The organism is Rhodococcus sp. NPDC003383 (assembly GCF_053589115.1).
Genome location: NZ_JBSFRG010000049.1, coordinates 1 through 20,754, shown reverse-complemented (window position 1 = coordinate 20,754; position 20,754 = coordinate 1). Strand labels below are relative to the sequence as shown.

At 66.9% G+C, this 20,754-nt stretch carries 18 protein-coding genes and 1 tRNA gene; 10 read left to right on the top strand and 9 right to left on the bottom strand.

Going from position 1 to position 20,754, the window contains the following annotated elements:
- Nucleotides 1–191 precede the first annotated feature (191 nt).
- Nucleotides 192–971: an enoyl-CoA hydratase/isomerase family protein gene (locus ACWDTS_RS27080; protein WP_450119390.1), complete on the top strand. Its 780-nt coding sequence runs from the start codon at nucleotides 192–194 to the stop codon at nucleotides 969–971.
- A gap of 144 nt (nucleotides 972–1,115) precedes the next feature.
- Here the strand turns inward: ACWDTS_RS27080 and ACWDTS_RS27075 are convergent.
- Nucleotides 1,116–1,203, bottom strand: a tRNA-Ser gene (locus tag ACWDTS_RS27075).
- A 25-nt stretch (nucleotides 1,204–1,228) separates the two neighbouring features.
- On the bottom strand, nucleotides 1,229–1,633 hold the full coding sequence (locus ACWDTS_RS27070) for a MarR family winged helix-turn-helix transcriptional regulator (RefSeq protein ID WP_420752094.1): 405 nt from the start codon (nucleotides 1,631–1,633) through the stop codon (nucleotides 1,229–1,231).
- Nucleotides 1,634–1,819: 186 nt separating this feature from the next.
- Between ACWDTS_RS27070 and ACWDTS_RS27065 the strand changes: the two genes are divergently transcribed.
- Nucleotides 1,820–2,803 carry an NAD(P)H-quinone oxidoreductase gene (locus ACWDTS_RS27065; protein ID WP_450111350.1) on the top strand — a complete coding sequence of 328 codons (984 nt, stop codon included), beginning with the start codon at nucleotides 1,820–1,822 and terminating at the stop codon, nucleotides 2,801–2,803.
- Nucleotides 2,804–2,815: 12 nt separating this feature from the next.
- Here the strand turns inward: ACWDTS_RS27065 and ACWDTS_RS27060 are convergent, their stop codons facing one another.
- Nucleotides 2,816–4,021 carry a cysteine desulfurase-like protein gene (locus ACWDTS_RS27060; protein WP_450111349.1) on the bottom strand — a complete coding sequence of 402 codons (1,206 nt, stop codon included), beginning with the start codon at nucleotides 4,019–4,021 and terminating at the stop codon, nucleotides 2,816–2,818.
- 155 nt (nucleotides 4,022–4,176) lie between these two features.
- Here ACWDTS_RS27060 and ACWDTS_RS27055 point away from each other — a divergent pair, with 155 nt between their 5' ends.
- The 4 genes from ACWDTS_RS27055 to ACWDTS_RS27040 all read left to right on the top strand — a co-directional run bounded on the left by ACWDTS_RS27055 (nucleotide 4,177) and on the right by ACWDTS_RS27040 (nucleotide 8,596).
- On the top strand, nucleotides 4,177–4,746 hold the full coding sequence (locus ACWDTS_RS27055; RefSeq protein ID WP_197251803.1) for a bacterial proteasome activator family protein: 570 nt from the start codon (nucleotides 4,177–4,179) through the stop codon (nucleotides 4,744–4,746).
- A 78-nt stretch (nucleotides 4,747–4,824) separates the two neighbouring features.
- On the top strand, nucleotides 4,825–5,682 hold the full coding sequence (gene wzt, locus ACWDTS_RS27050) for a galactan export ABC transporter ATP-binding subunit Wzt/RfbE (protein WP_197251813.1): 858 nt from the start codon (nucleotides 4,825–4,827) through the stop codon (nucleotides 5,680–5,682).
- Nucleotides 5,675–6,571 (top strand): galactofuranosyltransferase GlfT1, encoded by an 897-nt coding sequence (gene glfT1 / locus ACWDTS_RS27045; RefSeq protein WP_450119389.1) that lies wholly within the window; start codon nucleotides 5,675–5,677, stop codon nucleotides 6,569–6,571. The genes wzt and glfT1 overlap by 8 nt, the downstream gene beginning before the upstream one ends.
- A 243-nt stretch (nucleotides 6,572–6,814) precedes the next feature.
- Nucleotides 6,815–8,596, top strand: a complete 1,782-nt coding sequence (locus tag ACWDTS_RS27040) for an AMP-dependent synthetase/ligase (protein ID WP_450119388.1) — start codon at nucleotides 6,815–6,817, stop codon at nucleotides 8,594–8,596.
- 72 nt (nucleotides 8,597–8,668) lie between these two features.
- Here ACWDTS_RS27040 and ACWDTS_RS27035 read toward each other — a convergent pair whose 3' ends face one another.
- A complete protein-coding gene (locus tag ACWDTS_RS27035; RefSeq protein ID WP_450119387.1) occupies nucleotides 8,669–11,143 on the bottom strand; it encodes a response regulator in 2,475 nt (824 codons plus the stop codon).
- Between the two features lie 156 nt (nucleotides 11,144–11,299).
- The gene (locus tag ACWDTS_RS27030; RefSeq protein WP_450111346.1) at nucleotides 11,300–11,809 is read right to left on the bottom strand and encodes a hypothetical protein; all 510 of its coding nucleotides are present in this window, start codon (nucleotides 11,807–11,809) and stop codon (nucleotides 11,300–11,302) included.
- Nucleotides 11,810–12,122: 313 nt separating this feature from the next.
- Here ACWDTS_RS27030 and ACWDTS_RS27025 point away from each other — a divergent pair, with 313 nt between their 5' ends.
- From ACWDTS_RS27025 to ACWDTS_RS27015, 3 genes are all read left to right on the top strand, one after another.
- The gene (locus ACWDTS_RS27025; RefSeq protein ID WP_420751524.1) at nucleotides 12,123–12,557 is read left to right on the top strand and encodes a helix-turn-helix domain-containing protein; all 435 of its coding nucleotides are present in this window, start codon (nucleotides 12,123–12,125) and stop codon (nucleotides 12,555–12,557) included.
- A gap of 1 nt (nucleotide 12,558) precedes the next feature.
- Nucleotides 12,559–13,110, top strand: a complete 552-nt coding sequence (locus tag ACWDTS_RS27020; protein ID WP_420751525.1) for a PIN domain-containing protein — start codon at nucleotides 12,559–12,561, stop codon at nucleotides 13,108–13,110.
- Between the two features lie 261 nt (nucleotides 13,111–13,371).
- Nucleotides 13,372–13,629 (top strand): three-helix bundle dimerization domain-containing protein, encoded by a 258-nt coding sequence (locus ACWDTS_RS27015; RefSeq protein ID WP_420751526.1) that lies wholly within the window; start codon nucleotides 13,372–13,374, stop codon nucleotides 13,627–13,629.
- A gap of 521 nt (nucleotides 13,630–14,150) precedes the next feature.
- Here the strand turns inward: ACWDTS_RS27015 and ACWDTS_RS27010 are convergent.
- From ACWDTS_RS27010 to ACWDTS_RS26995, 4 genes are all read right to left on the bottom strand, one after another.
- The gene (locus ACWDTS_RS27010; protein WP_420751527.1) at nucleotides 14,151–14,543 is read right to left on the bottom strand and encodes a DUF7144 family membrane protein; all 393 of its coding nucleotides are present in this window, start codon (nucleotides 14,541–14,543) and stop codon (nucleotides 14,151–14,153) included.
- A 259-nt stretch (nucleotides 14,544–14,802) separates the two neighbouring features.
- Nucleotides 14,803–16,149, bottom strand: a complete 1,347-nt coding sequence (locus ACWDTS_RS27005) for a dipeptidase (protein ID WP_420751528.1) — start codon at nucleotides 16,147–16,149, stop codon at nucleotides 14,803–14,805.
- Between the two features lie 3 nt (nucleotides 16,150–16,152).
- Entirely contained in the window at nucleotides 16,153–16,599 is a 447-nt protein-coding gene (locus ACWDTS_RS27000; protein WP_248673803.1) for a flagellar basal body-associated FliL family protein, read from the bottom strand.
- Complete coding sequence (locus tag ACWDTS_RS26995) at nucleotides 16,596–18,050, bottom strand: APC family permease (protein WP_248673804.1); 1,455 nt, start codon at nucleotides 18,048–18,050, stop codon at nucleotides 16,596–16,598. The genes ACWDTS_RS27000 and ACWDTS_RS26995 overlap by 4 nt, the downstream gene beginning before the upstream one ends.
- A 554-nt stretch (nucleotides 18,051–18,604) precedes the next feature.
- Here ACWDTS_RS26995 and ACWDTS_RS26990 point away from each other — a divergent pair.
- Nucleotides 18,605–19,942 (top strand): APC family permease, encoded by a 1,338-nt coding sequence (locus ACWDTS_RS26990; RefSeq protein ID WP_420751530.1) that lies wholly within the window; start codon nucleotides 18,605–18,607, stop codon nucleotides 19,940–19,942.
- The last annotated feature ends 812 nt before the right edge of the window (nucleotides 19,943–20,754 follow it).

Sequence of the window (20,754 nt, the reverse complement as noted above, 5' to 3'; positions counted from 1 at the left end):
CGGTCCGCCCACCCAACCCTCCACGGCTTACCGGGGTCAAGCACCTCGAAGGGTGTGGCGAGCCGTTTCGATCGGTTCGGAGGGTGGTCCGGAATCGCACTTACCCCCCGTATCGCGGTGTTACACAGGCCTCGGGAGCACCGTGTCGGATATCCCGTTCTCATTTCACGAGAACTGGATATGCTGCACCCATGGGAGACGACTTGGGAGCCGGCGGCCTGCGTTTCGAACGCGAGGGCGCGATCGGCTGGTGCATCATCAATCGGCCGGCAGCGCGCAATGCCTTCACCCCGGCGATGTATTACGGGCTCAAACGAGCGGTCCGGCTCGTCAACTCCGATCCGGACCTGGCCGCGCTCATCATCACGGGCGTCGACGACGTCTTCGCACCGGGCGGCGACCTGGGCGGACGCGCCGAACCCGGCGACAACCTGCCCGACGGCATCGGGCACGACATCCTGCCGTTCCTCACCATCCGCGACAGCCGCGCGCCCGTCGTCTCCGCCGTCAACGGCATCTGCCAGGCGGGCGGTCTGCTGGTCGCGATGATGTCCGACATCGCCGTGGCCAGCGACCGCGCGACCTTCCGCGTGCCCGAACTGCTCCGCGGCATCCCCGACGCGACCTTCGCGGCCGCGCTGCCCGCGCACGTCGGCGTCGCGGTCGCGCGGGACCTGATGCTCTCGGCGCGTCGGTTCGACGCCGCCGAGGCCCAGCGTCTGGGCGTCATCTCCCGCGTCGTGCCGCACGAGAACCTCCGGGAGGCTGCATTGCAGGCGGCTCGCGAAATCCTGCAGACCTCCCCCATCGCACGTGCCCAGGTCAAGCGCATGCTCAACGAGCGCTACGGACTCTTCGACTACGAAACGATGCTCGGCGCGCTCGAGACCTCACCCGAACCCCGGGAAGGGATGCGGGCGTTCATGGAGAAGCGGAACCCGAACTGGATTCCGGAGAACCTGCCCGGCTGACGAGCGCCCCTCGTTGTCCGAGCGAGTGGTACACCCGTCTCCTTCAATCGACTGAGCGTGCCGCTCGCTCGGAAAAACGAGGGGTGACGCGACCCCGGCCGAACCAACAAGAAACCCCTCACCTGCGACAGGTGAGGGGCTTCGTGGCGGAAGCGGAGGGATTTGAACCCCCGTTGGTGTTACCCAAGCTCGCTTTCAAGGCGAGTGCATTCGGCCGCTCTGCCACGCTTCCGTGGCAAATCCTAACCATAGGGTGATCACCTGTCGCCGACGGCCGCCGCGACCTTGGTGAATATCTGGGCCAAGGTCTTGATCTGAGACTTGCTGAGCAGGTCGATCAGATTGCGGCGCACGCTCGCGACATGGGTGGGCGCGGCCTCGGTGAGGCGGGCACGTCCCTCGTCGGTGAGGGCGGCCAGCACCCCGCGACCGTCCTCCGCGCAGGCGCAGCGCAACACCAGGCCCTCGTCCTCCATGCGGCGGATCTGGTGAGTGAGGCGGCTGCGGGACGAGAGCACGCCGTCGGCGAGGTCGCTCATGCGCAGCCGTCCGTCCGGGGCTTCCGACAGCAGGACCAGGATGCGGTATTCGGCGAGGGTGAGGCCGTGGGCTTCCTGCAGGTCACGGTTGAGAACATCCATGAGCCGGTAGTTGCCGTCCATATAGGTTCGCCAGGCGTGCTGTTCCTCGGCGGTCAACCAGTTCGGCTCGTCGTGTTCGGCGCTCACGCGGGAATTGTAGTCAGCACCCCCAACTTTCCCGACCGGTAGGTCTGTTTTGCGCAACACATGCACGCAGTACCCGACATCTCCGGCGAACAGGAACGACGACACGATAGTTTCGAACGCATGCGCGCAATCGTTGTCACCGAACCCGGCGGGCCCGAGGTCCTCCGATGGGACGAGCAGCCCGATCCGGTCGCCGGTCCGGGTGAAGTCCTCATCGACGTCGCCGCGACCGCCGTCAACCGTGCCGACCTGCTGCAGCGTCGCGGCCTGTATCCACCGCCGCGCGGCGCCAGCAACATCCTCGGCCTCGAGTGCTCCGGTGTGATCGCCGAACTCGGCGAGGGCGTGACGGACTGGAACATCGGCGACCGGGTCTGCGCACTGCTGTCCGGCGGCGGCTACGCCGAGCAGGTCGCGGTCCCGGCGTCGCAGCTGCTGCCGGTGCCCGACGGCATGGATCTCGCGGCCGCCGCGTCGCTGCCCGAGGTCGCGTGCACGGTGTGGTCGAACGTGGTCATGGCCGCCGGGCTCGAACGCGGCGAGGTGTTCCTCGTGCACGGCGGCGGCGGGGGCATCGGCACCCACGCCATCCAGGTCGCGAAGGCACTCGGCGCGAAGGTCGCGACCACCGCGTCGGCGGGCAAGCTCGACCGGTGCCGCGAGCTGGGCGCCGATCTGGCGATCGACTACCGCACCCAGGATTTCGTCGAGGAGGTGCGGGCGACCTTCGGTGGCGCCGACGTCGTCCTCGACAACATGGGCGCGAAGTACCTGCCCCGCAACATCGACGTGCTCGCGCCCGACGGGCGGCTCGTCGTGATCGGCATGCAGGGCGGATCGAAGGGTGAACTGAACCTCGGTCAGCTTCTCGCCAAGCGCGGGCACGTCCTCGCGACGGGTCTGCGCGGACGCCCCGACACCGGGAAGTCCGGGAAGGCCGAGATCGTCGCCTCGGTCCGCGAGAACCTGTGGCCGCTGATCGCCGAGGGGAAGGTGCACGCCGTCGTGCACGCCGAACTGCCGATCACCGAGGCCGCCGCGGCACACGAGATGCTCGACGCATCCGACACCGTCGGCAAGGTGGTGCTCACGATCAACCGGTGAAGCGGCCCGGTCTCACTCCGTCATCGCGCGCAACTCGCGGACGAGCTGGTCGATCTCGTAGCGCGTGGTGTACGGGGCGAGGCCGATGCTCACGGCACCGCCCTCTTCGCCGACGCCCAGCGAATCGAGCAGCCGGCTGGCGCCGCGTCCGGTGGTGACGGTCGCGATGCGCCGGTCGGCGAGGTGCGCCGCGACCTTCTCGGCCGGTAGACCCGGGATCGTGAAGCTCAGCGTCGGCACGCGGCTCTCGGCGCGACCGATCACCATCACACCGGGCAGGTTGTCGAGCTGCCGGGTCAGCCGGTCGAACAGCCGGTCCTGGTAGTCCTGCATCGAACTGATCGACGTGATGAGCTTTTCGCGGCGGGTGCCGGTCGCTTCGTCGTCCAGGGACGCGAGGAAGTCGACGGACGTGACGAGCCCGGCGAGCAGCGCGTACTGGTGGCCGCCGACCTCGAGCCGCTCCGGGCCGCGAGCGTTCGGGTCGAGCGACATCGACGGAATCCGGTCGAGCTGCGAGGGATCACGGAAGACCAGCGCACCGATCTGCGGTCCGCCCCACGCCGACGCGTTGACTGTGAGGATGTCCGCGCTCAGATCGTCCATGTCGATGTGCGCGTACGGGGCTGCGCCCGCGGCATCGACGACCATCAGGCCCCCGACCTCGTGGACGCGGTCGGCGACGACCCGCACGTCCGGGGCCGATCCGACGATCGACGACGCGGCGGTCAGCGCGACCAGCCGGGTGGTCGACGTGATGAGCTCCTCGAACTGCCAGCTGGGCAGATCGCAGGTTTCGATGTCCACCTCGGCCCAGCGGACCTGCGCACCGTACCGGCTGGCGACCCGCAGCCAGGGTGCGATGTTCGCCTCGTCGTCCAGCCGCGACAGCACCATCCCGGTGCCCAGGCCGAGCCGTGAGCTCAGCGCCTCGGCGAGCCACGCCAGGAGCACGGCACGGTCGGAACCGAGCACCACGCCGGCGGGCTCACCGCCGACGAGATCGGCGATCGCCTCCCGCGCCGCCTGCAGCATCGACCCGCTGCGGCGGGAGGACATGTGCCTGCCCGACGAGGACGCGGTGGAATTCCGGAACGCCGTAGACACCGTGCGGGAGACCGCGTCGGGGATCTGCATGCCGGCCTGCGGATCGAAATGGGTCCACCCGTCGCCGAGCGAGGGAATCAACCCTCGGATCCGGGCAACGTCGTAAGCCATGCGTGACACTCTAAATCCCGCTGTCAATGAAGTGACGTCCGCGCCCGGACGAACGTGACGGGGAGTACGCGACGACCGGCCGGGGAACAGCGGACATTCCGCACCTCATCAGGGGTGGGGCGACACCGCGGCCGCCGAGGAGACAAGATGGAGGTATGACGCATCCGGAGAACGAGCCCGTCCTTGTGATCGGTCCCGACGGTCGGCCGGTCGCGGTCCCCAAGCCCGGCACCAACGGTGACACGGCCGCGAAGACCGAGGAGAGCGACGCCGAATCCCTCACCGACATGGTCGAACAGCCCGCCAAGGTCATGCGGATCGGCACCATGATCAAGCAACTGCTCGAGGAGGTCCGGGCGGCTCCCCTCGACGATGCGAGCCGCACCCGCCTGAAGGAGATCCACAAGTCGTCCATCAGCGAACTCGAGCAGGGCCTCGCTCCCGAACTGCGGGAGGAGCTCGAACGCCTGGCATTGCCGTTCGGTGAGGACGCGGTGCCGTCCGACGCGGAACTGCGCATCGCGCAGGCTCAGCTCGTCGGCTGGCTGGAGGGGCTCTTCCATGGCATCCAGACCGCCTTGTTCGCGCAGCAGATGGCGGCGCGGGCGCAGCTCGAGCAGATGCGCCAGGGCGCACTGCCGCCCGGGCTGGGCGGAAACCCCCACAATCCCGAGGAACGCCAGCAGCACAACCCCGGCAGCCCGGGCACCGGGCAGTACCTGTAGTCCCCTTCGGGGTCCGGGCCGGGCGTGCTCTCGGGCGCGCCCGGTACCCTCGGAACCCGTGTCAGTCTCTGGAGCAGCATCGTGAGCCGGGTCAGCATCGAAACGCGCAATGCGTGCGTCGACTTCCCGATCTTCGACGCCAAGACCCGCTCGCTGAAGAAGGCGTTCCTGGGTAAGGCAGGCGGAGCGATCGGCCGCAACGACTCGGACGTCGTCGTGGTCGAGGCACTGCGCGACATCACGATGTCGCTGAAGGAAGGCGACCGCGTCGGGCTCGTCGGACACAACGGCGCCGGCAAGTCCACGCTGCTGCGATTGCTGTCCGGGATCTACGAACCGACCCGTGGTGCCGCCCGCGTCCGCGGTCGCGTGGCCCCGGTCTTCGATCTGGGTGTCGGCATGGACCCGGAGATCTCCGGGTACGAGAACATCCTGATCCGCGGCATGTTCCTGGGCATGACCCGCAAGCAGATGCTGCAGAAGGTCGACGACATCGCGGAGTTCACCGAGCTCGGTGACTATCTGTCGATGCCGCTGCGCACCTACTCCACCGGCATGCGGGTGCGCGTCGCCCTCGGTGTGGTGACCAGCATCGACCCGGAGATCCTGCTGCTCGACGAAGGCATCGGCGCGGTCGACGCCGAGTTCATGAAGAAGGCCCGCGTCCGGCTGCAGGAACTCGTCGCGCGCTCCGGCATCCTCGTGTTCGCGAGCCATTCCAACGAATTCCTCGCTCAGCTGTGCGACCAGGCGATGTGGATCGACCACGGCCGGATCCGCGAGCAGGGCGGCATCGAAGAGGTCGTGCGCGCCTACGAGGGCAACGACGCCGGCGACCACGTGCGCACGATCATCGAAGAACTCGAACGTGAACGCGCGGAACGGAACGGTGTCGTGTCCAACGGCACAGCGGCGACGGGTGCCGCCGGTGCCTGACAGCCCGGAACGGATCATCGGGGTCGTGGTCACCCACAAGCGTCGCGAACTGCTCGGCGATTCGCTGAAGGTGCTGGCGTCGCAGACCCGGCCGCTCGACCATCTGATCGTCGTCGACAACGCCGACGAGAACGAGGTGCGCCTGCTCGTCGAATCCGCGCCTCTGCCGACCACCTACATCGGGTCCAAGCACAATCTCGGCGGTGCGGGTGGGTTCGCCCTCGGCATCCTGCACGCGCTCGCGCTCGGCGCGGACCGGGTGTGGCTCGCCGACGACGACGGCCGCCCCGACGGCCCCGAGGTGCTCGAGACCCTCCTGGCGTGCGCGCATCGGCACGGCCTGGCTGAGGTGTCTCCGGTGGTGTGCGACATCGCCGACCCCGATCGGCTCGCGTTCCCGCTGCGTCGCGGCGTCGTGTGGCGACGTCGGCGCAGCGAACTCGGCGACGAGGATCTGCTGCCCGGCATCGCGTCGCTGTTCAACGGCGCCCTGTTCACCGCCGCGGCGATCGACGCGGTGGGCGTGCCGGATCTGCGGCTGTTCGTGCGCGGCGACGAGGTCGAGGTGCATCGCCGGCTGGTGCGGTCGGGCCTGCCCTTCGGCACGTGCCTGCAGACCGCCTACCTGCATCCGGACGGGGCGGACGAGTTCAAGCCGATCCTCCGCGGTCGCATGCACACGCAGTATCCGGACAACGAGACGAAGCGCTTCTTCACCTACCGCAACCGCGGCTACCTGCTGTCGCAGCCGGGCATGCGCAGGCTGCTGCCGCAGGAATGGGTGCGGTTCGGCTGGTATTTCCTGGTCACCCGACGCGACCCGGCGGGTCTGCGCGAGTGGATGCGGCTGCGCAAGCTGGGCCGCGAGGAACAGTTCGACCGGCCCTGATGCGGCGACCGGCAGGTCTCGCCTGCCGGTCCGCTGATTCCGGACATTCGCGCTGCCGGGTGTCCTCCCCCTTTTCGCGGCACCGCCGCCGCATTCGTGTGACTTGTGCCACAATGCCCATTCTGGGTAATCTGCCGCCGCAAGCCACGCCCGCGCCGCCCGGCGCAGTGGCGTCTCACAATCCGATTACATGCGTGCGCAGTCCGTTTTATGCTCTTTGTCACAATCTTCTGGGGGACAGCGATGACAACTCGTACGACCGCACCGACCACTCTTTGTCAGGCGTTCCAGGCGACCGCCGCGAAGTATCCCGATCGGGTTGCCCTGCGCACCCCGGACGACTCCGTCACCTACACCTGGCGCGCCTACGCCGACAAGGTCCGCACACTCACCGCAGGTCTCGCCGGGCTCGGCGTGAAACGGGGCGACACCGTCGGCCTGATGCTGACCAACCGGCCCGAGTTCCATCTCGTCGACACCGCCGCCATGCACGCGGGGGCCGCGGCGTTCTCGATCTACAACTCCCTCACCGCCGAACAGATCACCTACGTGCTCGGCAATGCCGGCAACAAGGTGATGATCTGCGAGGAGCAGTTCGTCCCGGTGCTGCAGAAGGCCATTCCGGGCACCGCCGTCGAAACGCTGGTGTGCGTCGACGGGCACCCGGAGGGGACCATCACGCTCGACGAACTCGAGGCCGCCGCAGATCCGTCGTTCGACTTCGACGCGTCGTGGCAGGCGGTGGAGCCGTCGGACCTGCTGACCCTGATCTACACCTCCGGCACCACCGGTCCGCCGAAGGGCGTCGAGCTGACCCACGCCAACCTCATCGCGGAGATCGAGGCGACCGCCCCGATCCTCAACCCCGGCCCCGACGACCGGCTCGTGTCGTATCTGCCGGACGCGCACATCGCCAACCGGTGGGGAGCGCACTACACGTCCATCCACACGGGCATGCAGATCACCACGCTCGACGACCTCAAGCAGGCCATCGCGGTCCTGCCGACCGTCCGCCCGACGATGTTCGGCGCGGTGCCGCAGGTCTGGTACAAGCTCAAGGCGGCGATCGACAAGACCCTCGCCGACGAGCCGAGCCCGGTGAAGAAGAAGCTCGCGTTGTGGTCCATCGACGTCGGCCGCAAACGTGCGCGGCTGAGGTCGGACGGCAAGCCGGTACCCAAGGTGCTCGAGCTCCAGCACGCGCTCGCCGACAAGCTCGTGCTCTCCGCGATCCGCAAGAAGCTCGGCCTCGACCAGGTGCGCGCCGCCGTCACCGGTGCCGCCGCGATCTCCCCCGAGGTCCTGGAATTCGTCCTGGCCCTGGGGATCCCGTGCTCCGAGGTGTGGGGCATGTCGGAGACGTCGGCCGTGGTGACACTCAACCGGCCGGACGCCATCCGCATCGGCACCGTCGGACAGGCCGTGGACGGCGTGGAGATCAAGATCGCGGAGGACGGCGAGCTCCTCGTCCGCGGGCCGCTGCTGATGAAGGGCTACCGGAACGACCCGGAGAAGACCGCCGAAACCATCGATGCCGCCGGCTGGCTGCACACCGGTGACATCGCCGAGATCGACGCCGACGGCTACGTGAAGCTGATCGACCGCAAGAAGGAACTGATCGTCAACGCGGCCGGTAAGAACATGTCGCCCACCAACATCGAAGGTGCGCTGCGGGCCGCGTGCCCGATGCTCGGCGGCGCCGTCGCCATCGGCAACGACCGTCCCTACAACGTCGCGCTGCTCGCACTCGACCCGGATGCGCTCGCCGCGTTCGCCGCCGAACACGGTCTGACGGGAACACACGAGGAGCTCGTGCAGAATCCGCTCGTCGCCGAAGCGGTCGACAAGGCCGTGCAGGTCGCGAACTCGAAGCTGGCCCGCGTCGAACAGATCAAGAAGTACAAGCTGCTGCCGAACATCTGGGAACCGTCCGGTGACGAGCTGACCCCGACGATGAAGCTCAAGCGCAAGCCGATCGACGCGAAGTACGCCGAGGAGATCGACAAATTGTACGAGAAGAACTGAGACACAGTATGTTCCGTGTGGATTCGTGTCCGCCCGGCGGCCACGGATCCACACGGAACGGAGTCGTCCCGATCAGCCCCCTTCGCGCACCGACGAGGTGTGGGCCTCGACGATCTCCTGTGCGATCACGCGCAGCTTGACATTGCGATGCTGCGAGAAGGCCACGAGTTTCTCGAAGGCGGTATCCGCGTCGCACCGGAACGTCGCCATGATCAGACCCACCGCCTCGCTCAGCATGGTTCGGCTCTCCAAAGCCGAACGCAGCTGGCCTGATTCGCGTTCCTTCATCGCGATGATCTCTTCCCGCAAACGGGACAGTTCCAGATTCACCCGCACCCGGGCGATCAGCTCGTCGGGCTCGAACGGCTTCGTGATGTAGTCGTCGGCGCCGTCCTGCAGACCACCGACCGCCGCCGAGGTTCCGGCGCGCGCGGTCAACAGAATCACCGGCAGCCGGGCGGTGGCGGGATCGTTACGCAACTGCTTCAGCAACGCGAGTCCGTCGAGGCCGGGCAACATGACGTCGCTGAGAACGAGGTCCGGCGGCGAATCCTGAATGCGCTGCAGCGCGATTCCCGCGTCGGCCACTGTCTCGACGTGCCAATCCTGTCCGCGCAGCAATTTCCTCAGGTAGTTCCGCAGGTCCGCATTGTCGTCGATCACCAGGATGCGGGGCCGGTCACCGGCGGTTTCCGCCGCGCCGGCTTCGATCGGCTCGTCCATCCACTGCGAACTCTCGGCGAGATAAGCCTCACCCAGAGCGGCAGGAACATCATCTGCTGCAACAGGTTTCGCGTTGCGCACGACGCGCTGCACCGAGACCGTAAACGTGCTCCCGGTGCCGGCCTCGCTCGTCACCGCGACCGTCCCGCCGAGTGCCTGCACCCAGTCCGAGACCAGCGACAAGCCCAGGCCCACGCCTTCACCGCTGCGACCGGCCGTGCCCTCCACCCGGTGGAATCGTTCGAAGACCCGGGTCGCCTCGTCGGGAGGTATCCCCACCCCGGTGTCCGTCACCGACAGCACCAACCGGTCGCCGTCGACGCGCAACTCGACGGTGATCGACCCCGCGAGCGTGTATTTGACGGCATTGGACAGCAGGTTGAACACGATGTGCGACCAAATCTCCGGGTCGAGATCGATCGCCTCTGCAGCCGCATCGTCGATCCGGGTCACCAGAGTCAGCCCGGCGGTGCGCGCGATCGACTCGTAGAGCTCGGCACACGCCGCGGTCAGCGCCGCCGCGTCGGTAGGCCGCAGACGCGGACGCACCTGATAGGACTCGGCGCGGGTCGCTTCCAGCAGAACGTCGACGAGTCGCTGCAAGCGCCCCACTGCGCGCCGCGCGATCTCGAGGGATCGCTGCTGCTCGGCGGTGAGGGCGGCAGCGTCGTCGAGGAGGCTCTGCAGCGGCCCGAGGAGCAGTACCAGCGGGGTGCGGAACTCGTGACTGACCGTCTCCAGGAAACGGGTCTTGGCCCTGCCGACCTCGGCGAGTGCGTCGGCGCGGCGACGTTCGGCATCGAAGGCGATGCTGTCGCGCAGCAGACCCGAGATTCTGGCGGCGATCAGCTGGACGAGGGTGGCGTAGTTGTCGTCGTACGCCAGGTTGGGGTTCAGCCCGACCCCCAGCACGCCGATCGCGGTGGCGCGGCCGGGGACGGTCAGCGGTAGCAGCACCACCGTGTCGAGCGGTTGCGCGCCGAGCAGGCGTGTGGGGTCGACGACGCCGGGCGAGCGTTCGGCGACACCGGTGACGACGAGCGGTTCGCGGCTCCTCGCTACCTCGTCGAGGACCCGCTGAACATCGGGCCCGAGAAGCCGGTCGACGTCGCCGATCGTCCCGAGGTCGGCGACCCGATCCCAGGCGTGCGGTGCGGCCCGATCGGGGTGCTCGGTACGCGTGTCGAGGTAGACCGCCGCGACGGGAACGTCGGCCCCGCTCGGGGCGACCGCCGCCAGTGCCTTTTCGCAGATGTCGACGACAGAATGGCCTGTATCCGTGATCGCGACCGTCCCGAGTCGGCTGATCGCCTCGCTGCGACGATCACCGAGCACCGCGGCGGTGGTGTCGGCGGTGGCGACGAACACCCCCGCCACGGCTCCGGTGTCGTCGAAGATCGGGCTGTAGGAGAACGTCCAGTACGACTCCTCGACGAATCCGTGGCGCTGCAGGAACAGCCGTTCGTTCTCGGTGAAGGTGGCCCGGCCGGCCCACGCTTCCTCGGCGAGGGAGCCGACCGCGTCCCAGATCTCCCGCCAGCAGTCCGCGCCCCGCTGCCCGACCGCAGCGGGGTACTTGTCGCCGAGGATGGGGACGAACGCGTCGTTGAAGATCTGGATCAGTTCCGGCCCCCACCACACCAGCATCGGCACTTCCGACGGCAGCACGGTGTTCACCGCCATCCGCAGTTCCATCGGCCAGGTCTCCACCGGCCCGAGTGCGGTCGCCGACCAATCGGTGTTCCGGTGCCGCTCGCGGGCGTCGCCCGGGCCGGCGAACAGCCGTTCGGCCGTCCAGCCGGACGATGGGAGCTCCGCTTCCAACGTTGAACTCCTCCGCTTGTCCTGCCTGCGGGAGCCTTCGCATTTTCCCATCGAGGCCGCGCTCGGGCCACCGGAACGCACAAGTGCGCGTCCTCTGGAAGCGTCGTCCACCTGCCACGCCAGCTGCTGGTCCTCGTAGCCTGGGGTCATCGCCGGTCACTGATCCCGCGGGTAGACGCGGGTGGCCCGGAACGAATATCCGTCCTGCTGCGCAAGTTCCCAGCCGAACTCGACCGTCGCCCCTACGCTCAGGGCACGGAACCCGGTTCCCTCGATGGTGCTCCAGTACACCCAGCAACCGCCCGGGGTGTCGGGAGAGTCCAACACTCCCCACCCCAGCTCGCCGTGCCATTCCCGAACCGTCCCCACCGTCTGTCCCATGGTGACGGTGATGCTTCCCCCGCCGGGCACAGGTTGATCATCGGGATGCCTGCCCAGGGCGGCATCCCTCGCAAAGTCCTCGTCGCGTTCCGGCTTTCCATCCTCGATCACAGGTTCCTCGACCGAGGGATCGTAGTCGGAAGGCACGTTGTCGTACGTGGACATGGCGGTTTGCTGCTCCTCGCTCGGGTAGTTGTCCGTGTCGTCGACGACGAGAGTGAGCGCTGCTACGACCGCTGCAAGCACACAAGCCCCGCCCACCATGTGTGTGAATCTCAGAGTCACGCTGCCTCCTCTCCGACAATGCCGTGAGCGTAGCGGTGACCGAGATGGTCGACAGGCTCCTCGGAAGCGGCCAGCGCCGCATGGCCGTTCCGGGCGCTCGTCACCGCCTCCATGTTGTTTCTGGAAGAACCCGATCCCCGGTCGATCGGTGTGCTGCTTGGCGATCGTCAAACAGCACACCCACGAAACCGAACCCGAACCCGAGCACAGCGGGCCGGGCAGATTTCCACCACGGCGGGCTTGCGACTCGAACACCGCCCACTTTTGCGTTTGTTTCGTTTGCTGCGTATATTTCGCTTGGAGGAGGTGGGGTATGTCCGCGATCGAACATCCGAGTGCCGTGGAGCAGGAACAGGCACGGCAGGCGCTGAACGCTCTTCGGGACGTGAAACCGAGTGCCGACACGTTCGATGTCACCGTCGCCGGCACGTCGGAGTCCGTGCACCTGCCGAGTTCCGCCCTGGAGTTGATCAAAGACGTCTTGGCGAACATGGCAGCCGGCCAGGGCGTGACCGTGGTCCCTGCGCATGCAGAGCTCACCACCCAGCAGGCCGCCGAGCTGCTCAATGTGTCGCGCCCGCACGTGATCAAACTCCTCGACCAGGGCCTCATCCGGTACCGGCTGGTGGGCCGGCATCGCCGGATCCTGGCATCCTCGCTCCTCGAGTACCGACGCACCCAGCAGGGCGATGCGCGGCGGGCCGCGGACGATCTCGCTGCCCTGTCCGAAGACCTCGGACTCTACTGACGTGACCTTCACCGTCCTCTACGACGCGAACGTGCTGTACCCGAACGTGCTTCGCGACGTGCTGATTCGCATGGCCCAGACCGGGCTGGTGCACGCCCGGTGGACCGACCGGATTCTCGACGAGACGTTCCGCAATCTCGCCGCCGACCGACCGGACATCCCCACCGAAACCCTGGCCAGGCTGCGGGAGCTGATGAACCGAGCCGTCCCGGACTGCCGGGTCACCGGGTACGAAGCACTCATCCCGGCCCTGAGGCTGCCAGACGAGGACGACCGGCATGTACTCGCCGCGGCGATCCGCTGCGGAGCGCAGGTGATCGTCACCGCGAACCTGCGCGACTTCCCCGATACCGAACTTGCCCAGTTCGGCATCGAGGCCCTGCACCCGGACGAGTTCGTCATGGACCTGTTCACGCTCGACGGGGCGCGGGTGCACCAGGCGATCAGCGCTACTGCCGCAGCGTGGCGTAACCCGCCCGGCACGCCGGCCGACGTATGCGACCGCCTCGCCGCGGCGGGCTTACCGATCTCCGCCGCGGCGTTGCGCCGCTGAGGCTCACGATGCGCGCCCGCGACCGGATGGTTCCGAAGGTTGTTCTCGTACTGATGTTTTGACACGGCAGATTCAGAATCAACTGGTGAGACACCTTGGACTGGCATGTCGATCCATTACGGACGGGCGGCGTGGGCCGTCTCGATACCAAGGAAGTCCCGATCCGCGGGCCCGGTTCACCGTGACCGCCCGGGCATCGCCCGGGCGGTCACGGTGAACGAAACCGTGTGCACCACAACCCCGTGGTGACAGACTGGACCGATGGACGGTACCACCGAGGACCAGGCCATCGTCCGTGTGCTCGACAACCTGCGTAGTCAGTTCCCCGGAATCCCGTCCGAGCACATCGAGGCCCTCGTCGCCGAGATCCATGCCCGGTACATCGACTGCAGAATCCGAGACTTCGTCCCGCTGTTCGTCGAGCGTCACGCTCGCGCGCAATTGCATGCAGGCTCCGGCGGTTCGGCCATCCGGTCGAGCGCCGACCCCGCGCCGCCGACGGTCGCGCAGGGACGCTGACGGTCGACCGACGCCGACCGCCGGTGGCCGGGAAAGTCACCGGCACCCCCTGGCAACGACGAGTTCCGGTTCGGGAGGAGCGCGGCAGTCCCGCACCCCTCCTGCATCCCCTCGGAATTCACCGGTCCCCGCACCGCCCGGGCACGCATCTGCTGTTTCGCTGCGCTGACAGCCGGTCGGCGGCACGGCCGTCCGGCATGCGACAGACGAGGACACACCGGTCCCCGGACTTTCTGCCGGAGCCGGCGACGATGCCGGCAAGTGCGGTCGGCGGGAGCGCCGGACGTGCCCCGGGTGACGAGCAATACCGTCGGTCGGCCGGCGGGGGGTGGGAGGAAGACAACGTACGGACCTTGACGCATGATGTGCGGTGCGGGGGTGGCCGCTGCCGGGGGCGACCGGAACCTCGTCGAGGAGTCGTTCGAGGCCGTCGAGCGTATCGGCGTGGAGCAACAACTGCCCCGGTCCCGATTCCCGGTAGTGCGCATCGGACAAGCGGGTTACCGGGTGGAGTCTTCGACTCAGCGGTAGTCGGCGCGCGGCTGCCAGGTCGAGATCGCCCAGATCACCACCACGTCGAGCGCGATGATCGCCATCGCCCACCCCGGGTAGTACGGCAGCCACATGAAGTTCGCCAGGATCGACAACGCCGCGATGACGATCGCCGCCACCCGCGCCCAGGTGACGCCGGTGATCAAGGCGATGCCCACGACCACCATGACCACACCGAGGACGATGTGGATCCATCCCCACGTTGTGAAGTCGAACTTGAACGTGTACTCCTGGCCCTGGACGAGCAGTTCGTCCTCGGCCACCGCGGCAAGTCCCTGGAAGAACTGCAGGACACCGATCGTAACCATGATGACTGCGGCCCCGACCGAGGTTCCCGCGGCGATCCCCTGTTTGACGGACATGCTTTCCTGATCGGTACGCGCATGCTGTGACACAGTTCGTCTCCCTTTGCCAACGGACGCGACGAGGCAAGTGTGCGCCGAATCATGCCTCTATCGCAGGAACTTCGGCTCATTGGCGGTAGCAGAATCGTCGCGCCGCACCTGCTCACAACGAGCACTCGGACACGACGACGAGAAGTACCGCTGCCCCTGCGGTTCCTTCTACGCACCGTGCTGGACCAGCGATACCTCGAAACCTGATCGTTCCCTTTCCTTCGTCTCACGGATGGATGCTCGCGTAGTTCTGCAGGAATTGGGCTTCGACCGCCGACATCGCCGCGATCTCGGCGGGATCGACGCTTTCGTTGGGGGCATGGATCAGGGCCCGTGGTTCTTCGACGCCCATCAAGATGATCTCGGCGTCGGGGTATGTGTCGGCGAGGACGTTGCACAACGGGATGGATCCGCCTTGTCCCAGCATGACCATGGGCCGACCGTAGGCCTGCTGCATGGCTGCCGCGAGGGCCTGATAGGCGGGTCCGTCGGTGCGGGCCCGGAACGGCGATCCGGAGGCTTCCACCTCGATCTCGACGGCGACTCCCCACGGGGCGGCGGCACGCAAATGGTCGATGAGGGCCTTCTGTGCCTGTGGGGCTTCGAGTCCGGGGGGTATCCGCAGGTTCAGGCGGGCGCGGGCCCGCGGCGCGATCGCCGCCGCCGAGCCGACCACCGGCGGGCAGTCGATGCCGAGGATGGTCAGGGCCGGACGCGCCCAGAGCATGTCGGAGACGGTGCCGTCGCCGAGCACGGATTCGGTGTCGAGCATGCCGGCGTCGGTGCGGAACTGTTCCGGTGGGTAGCGCTCGCCGGCCCAGGTCTGGTTGTTGTCCAGACCGTGGATAGTGGTGTTGCCCTTGGCATCTCGCAGGGTTGCCAGCATGGCGACCAGAGCGGCAAGGGCGTCCGGGGCGGCCCCACCGAACATGCCGGAGTGCAGCTCGGAGGTGAGCGCTTCGACGGTGACGACGACGTTGACCATTCCGCGCAGGCTGACGGTGGCGGCGGGTCTTCCCACGTCGGCATTGCCGGTGTCGCACACGAGGATCGCGTCGGCGCGCAGGAGATCTGCGTTGTCCTGGACGAACGCTTCCAGGCCGCCGGTGCCTTGCTCCTCCGACCCCTCGACCACGAGTTTGAGGTGCACGGGGAGTTCACCGCCGAGAGCTCGCAGCGCGGTCAGGTGAACGAGGATGTTGCCTTTGCAGTCGGCGGTTCCGCGTCCGTACCAGCGCCCGTTCTTCTCGGTGAGCTGGAACGGTGGTGTGTCCCAAGCGGTGTCGTCGAGCGGGGGTTGGACATCGTAGTGGGCGTAGAGCAGCACGGTCGGGGCCTGCGGGTTCGAGCATCGCCTCGTCCCGACCACGGCGTGACTTCCGTCGGCGGTTTCTTCCAGGCGGGCATCTGCGAAGCCTTGTCGGTCGAATTTCTGCCGTACCCATTCCGCCGCACGGTGACATTCTTCGGGAGGATATCGGCGGGGATCGGCCACCGATTGCATCGCGACGAGTTCGGTCAGTTCTTCCTTCACCTGCGGCATCAGATCGCTGATGCGCTCGGTCAGATCCATCGGTTACTCCCCTGCCACATCGCTGGTCTCGAGGTCGTCCACGAACTGCTGGAACTCGGGTAGTTTTTCGGGGCAGTAGATCTCGATGATCAGCAGTTCTCCTTGAACGACCCGATCGTCCACGATGACCGGTCGGGTGCCCGGTCCGCCTGCTCCGTTGACCATCTGGGACAGCAAGGTGGCGCGGGTCAACGGAGCATCGGGATTGGCGCAGACGGCCCCGCCGTCTTCGCCGAGCACCCTGACGATCTGGTCGCGCGAGGGGGTGCGGGCGCCGGCCTGGTCCAGGGCGGCGATGAGCTGGTCGGCCTTGGCCTCGGCTTCTCGGCTCGACGAGACATAGGGAAACAGGAGCAGGGCAATGACGGTGAGGATGACGATGACAAATGCGACGACCCCGTAGATGATCATGCGGTCACGGCGATTCCATGTTTCCTCCGCGGTGGTCATGACGAGCTCTCCTCGGGTTGTTTCCACGAAGGCTTGCGGGATTTGTAGAACAGGTAGGGCACCAGCAGGCCGAGGCCGAGCGCGCCGGCGGCGACGATCAGGAAGTAGACCCCGGCGTTGCCGGAACTGAACTGCGAGGGCGGGATGAAGCCGATGAGCAGAGCAGCGAGCGAGGCGGCGAAGCCGACGCCGCAGAGCCCGACGAGCATCGGAGCCCGGTAGCCGCGGGGGTGGTCGGGAAACTTGCGGCGCAGCCGGACCGCGGCGACGAACATCAGCAGGTACATGATCAGATACACCTGGGTGGTGATCACCGAGAAGATCCAGTAGGTGCTCGACACGTCCGGGATGAACGCGTACAAGAGGGCGATCACCGTGGTGACCAGACCTTGCGTGACGAGGATGTTCTGTTGCACTCCGTGCTTGTTCACCCGCTGCAGGAACGGCGGCAGGTAGCCTTCCTGCCGAGAGATCAGCAGCAGGCCCTTCGAGGGGCCCGCCAACCACGTCAGCATGCCGCCGAGAGAGGCGGCCACCAGCATGATTCCGATCACCGGGGTCAGCCATTGCCAGCCGAATTGTGCGAACACGGCGTCGAATGCCTGCATCACACCGGCGGTCAGGGACAGCTGTTCGGCGGGCACCACCCAGCTGATGGCCAGTGCGGGCAGGATGAAGATCAACAGCACCAGCCCCATCGCGAAGAACATCGCCTTCGGAAATTCCTTGGCGGGGTTGCGCAACGAGGAGACGTGAACGGCGTTCATCTCCATCCCGGAGTAGGACAGGAAGTTGTTGACGATCAACACCAGGCTGGCCAGTCCGGCCCAGGCCGGCAGCAGATGATCGGCCGTCATCGGAGCAGCCGAGGGGTTCCCCTGCCCGAGGAAGACGGCGCCCAGGATCACCAGCAGCACCCCCGGGATCAGGGTGCCGATGATCAGTCCGCCGCTGGCCAGGCCCGCAACGCCCTTGGTGCCGCGGGAGGAGATGTAGACCCCGGACCAGTAGCAGATCATGATGACCAGGGCGGTCCACACGCCGCTACTGGCCAAAGCCGGATTGATGACGTACGCGAGGGTGCTGGCCACGTATCCGAGCAGACTCGGGTAATAGAAGATCGTCATCGCGAACTGGCACCACACCGCCAGAAAGCCCATCGGCTTGGAGATCCCGAGAGCGACCCAGTTGTAGACTCCGCCCTCCCATCCGGACGCCAATTCGGCCGATACCAGCGATGTCGGGAGCAGGAACACGATCGCGGGCACCACGTACAAGAAGACGCAGGCGAGACCGTAGACGGCCATCGTCGGCGACGGCCGCAGACTGGCAACGGAACTGGTGGTCATCAACGCCAGAGCCAGCCACGAGATCCAGGACCCGGCCGGAACGCGGGTCCGTGCCTTCGACTCGGTGGGCGGCCGGTCGGCCGGGATGTCCGGGGCACTCATGAGATCCACCTGTGGGAGATCCGGTGCCGGGCGCTGTGAGCCCCGAGGTTGCATGTCATCCCAGTGCCTTCCTCGTCACGGCGCGATCGAGCGCCCCTGTGGTGGACCTGCGGTGTCGGTGTAGGTGCTCTGTTCCTCGGCGCCATCGGGCCATTCGACGAGCGAGACCGCAGCCGCACCGTTCACGGCATCGGCATCGCCGCTCGAGTTCCGCGATATGGATTTCATCGACCACGGTCGTCCTCCCCAGGCCGCTCATCGCCGCATTTCCCGTATGCCCGCAACTACCGAATCTTGCGCCTGCTCAGCCGGACGCCGCAGCGAATTCGGGTAAATACGACCGCTGCCGGCTTCGGGACGAATGAGCGTTTCGTCTCGCGGATCCGAAGATTCGGTGTCGGTGATCAACGGTCTCGCCGAACGGATCCGCCGGGATCGTGCATCGAGCACGACCCATCCCCGGAAGCGCCAGGGTGAGCACGGTCGACACCATGCAGATCTTTCGGTGGCCAAACCCGATTCCGACGGTCCTGCCGTGGGGAACTATGGACGGCATGGACGAGAAGGCTTCTCAGGTGCCCGGCGGCGACGGGGCGGCCGGCGCAGGGAGAGACGATTCGGTGGCGGTGCGGTCGATGACCGTGCGCGGTGCCGCCTTCCTGGGGGTCGGCTCGATGGTCGGGGCGGGGATTTTCGCGCTCCTCGGCGAGGCCGGGGCGGTGGCCGGGTCGGCTGTGTGGGTGTCGTTCCTGCTGGCGGGAATTGTGGCCACCTTGCAGGGCTATGCGGTAGCCAAGCTCGGTGCGCGATATCCGTCCTCCGGTGGCATCGTGACTTTCCTGCTGCAGGCGTACGGTCGAGGCCACACCACCGCCATTGCCTCCTGGCTTCTCTACTTCGCCGCTCTCATCGTGACCGCGATGGTCGCCGTCTCGTTCGGCAGCTATGGTGCCGCATTGTTTTTCGACGACTCCGTCGTGTGGGGCAAGGTCCTCACGGCCGCAGTGATCGTGCTCGTGGTCGCGGTCAACATCGCCGGCGCAACCTTCATCGATCGAGTCCAGACCACGATCGTGGTGCTGCTGCTGGCCGTCTTCGCGGTCTTCATCGTGGTTACCCTCGCGGACCTCGAACCAGCCCTGCTCGCCCCCTCCACCTATCCCCCGACGGTGGACATCGTGTCGAGTGTGGCACTGACGTTCTTCGCCTACCTCGGATTCACCGTCGTCAGCTTCACCGGCGGGGACCTTCCCGACCCGCACCGCAACCTGCCCCGCGCGATGTACCTGTCGCTGGGCATCACCGTGACCCTCTACATTCTGATTTCCGTCGGAGTCTTCGGGACGCTGCCGGTGGACGAGGTCATCGCGCATGGCGAGACCGCCCTTGCCGTGGCCGCCCAACCCGCTCTCGGCGACGCCGGCTTCGCGATCATGGCCCTCGCCGCACTGCTGGCGACCTCGTCGTCGGTCAACGCCAACCTCTTTGCGGCTGCCGGATCCACCAGAAAGCTGGCCGAATCCGGCATGTTCCCACCGGTATTCGGTCGTCGAGCATGGGTCGGTGGCACCCGAGGGCTGACCATCTCAGCCGCACTGATTCTGGTTCTGGCCCTGTCCGTCGATCTGAGCGCGATCGCCTCCCTCGGCAGTGTGGTGGCCCTCGCGATCTTCCTCGTCACGTCGATCGGCGCCTTCCGGCTCCGGCGGGAGATTGCAGCGGCAACCGGCATCCTCGTCACCGGAATCGCGTTGACCGTAATCGTGCTCGTCGTATTCGTGGTGCAGACCCTGCGGACCGCCCCGCAGACGTTTGCCGCAATGGTGGCGACGCTGGGATTGGCGATCGTGCTGGAGCTGATCTGGTCCCGGATACGGGCACACCGTAAGTGATCGCAGAGACCGGGTCGCCCCCGATCCCACGCGGTCGTGGTACTCCGGCGAGCTCGTGGGACTTCTCGTCTATGTGACAGCCATCGTCACTTCCATCGGAATCCCTGCAGGGCAGCAAGTTATTCGACCTTGCCTGCCGGGCAGTGGGTATCGGCATCGTCGTGTTCGCACCCCTGATCGTCGTCCTTCTCGCTCCATCGCGAGGACGGCGCCGGCATACAGCGCGGCACCCTTGGCGCGGAAGACCCACACATCGAGGCGACCGGATCCGCTGAAGCCACGGTGGGCGAGTGTCCACACGGCAGGAGCTTTCCGTGTCTCCGTCGTCCCGTCGGGGTGGTAGATCGTCGTCGACGTGAGTTGCTTGATGAAGTCGGAAGGGCGTGCCATCGCCCCAGCTATTCGCGTTCCGACTGGGCCCCAGCCCGAACTCGACACTCGCAGGCCAGGAGTCGTCCAAACTTCGCGCACGAACGCGTGTTCGAGTTGACCGCCCCCACCTCGCGTGGGACCATCCCAAGATCATCTGAAAACAGTTCGACCCCGGCCGGTGCGGGAACACCGATCCGGGGTCTGGGCACACGACAGAAGGAAGCTGTCATGCACCGTAGGCTGGATTCTATCCACGCGCCCGATCGAGGCGCGCACCGGCGAGCGACTCCGCTCGATCCCCTGTCGACGTCCTGACACTTCCGCCCTTCGACCCCGCCGGTCGAGGGGCCACAGGCGTTTCACTTACACGGTTGTGCACGAGGGCCGTTCCGGTAACCGAGGCATGACCGTGCCCGTCGCTACCCTCCCGTAGTCCGACG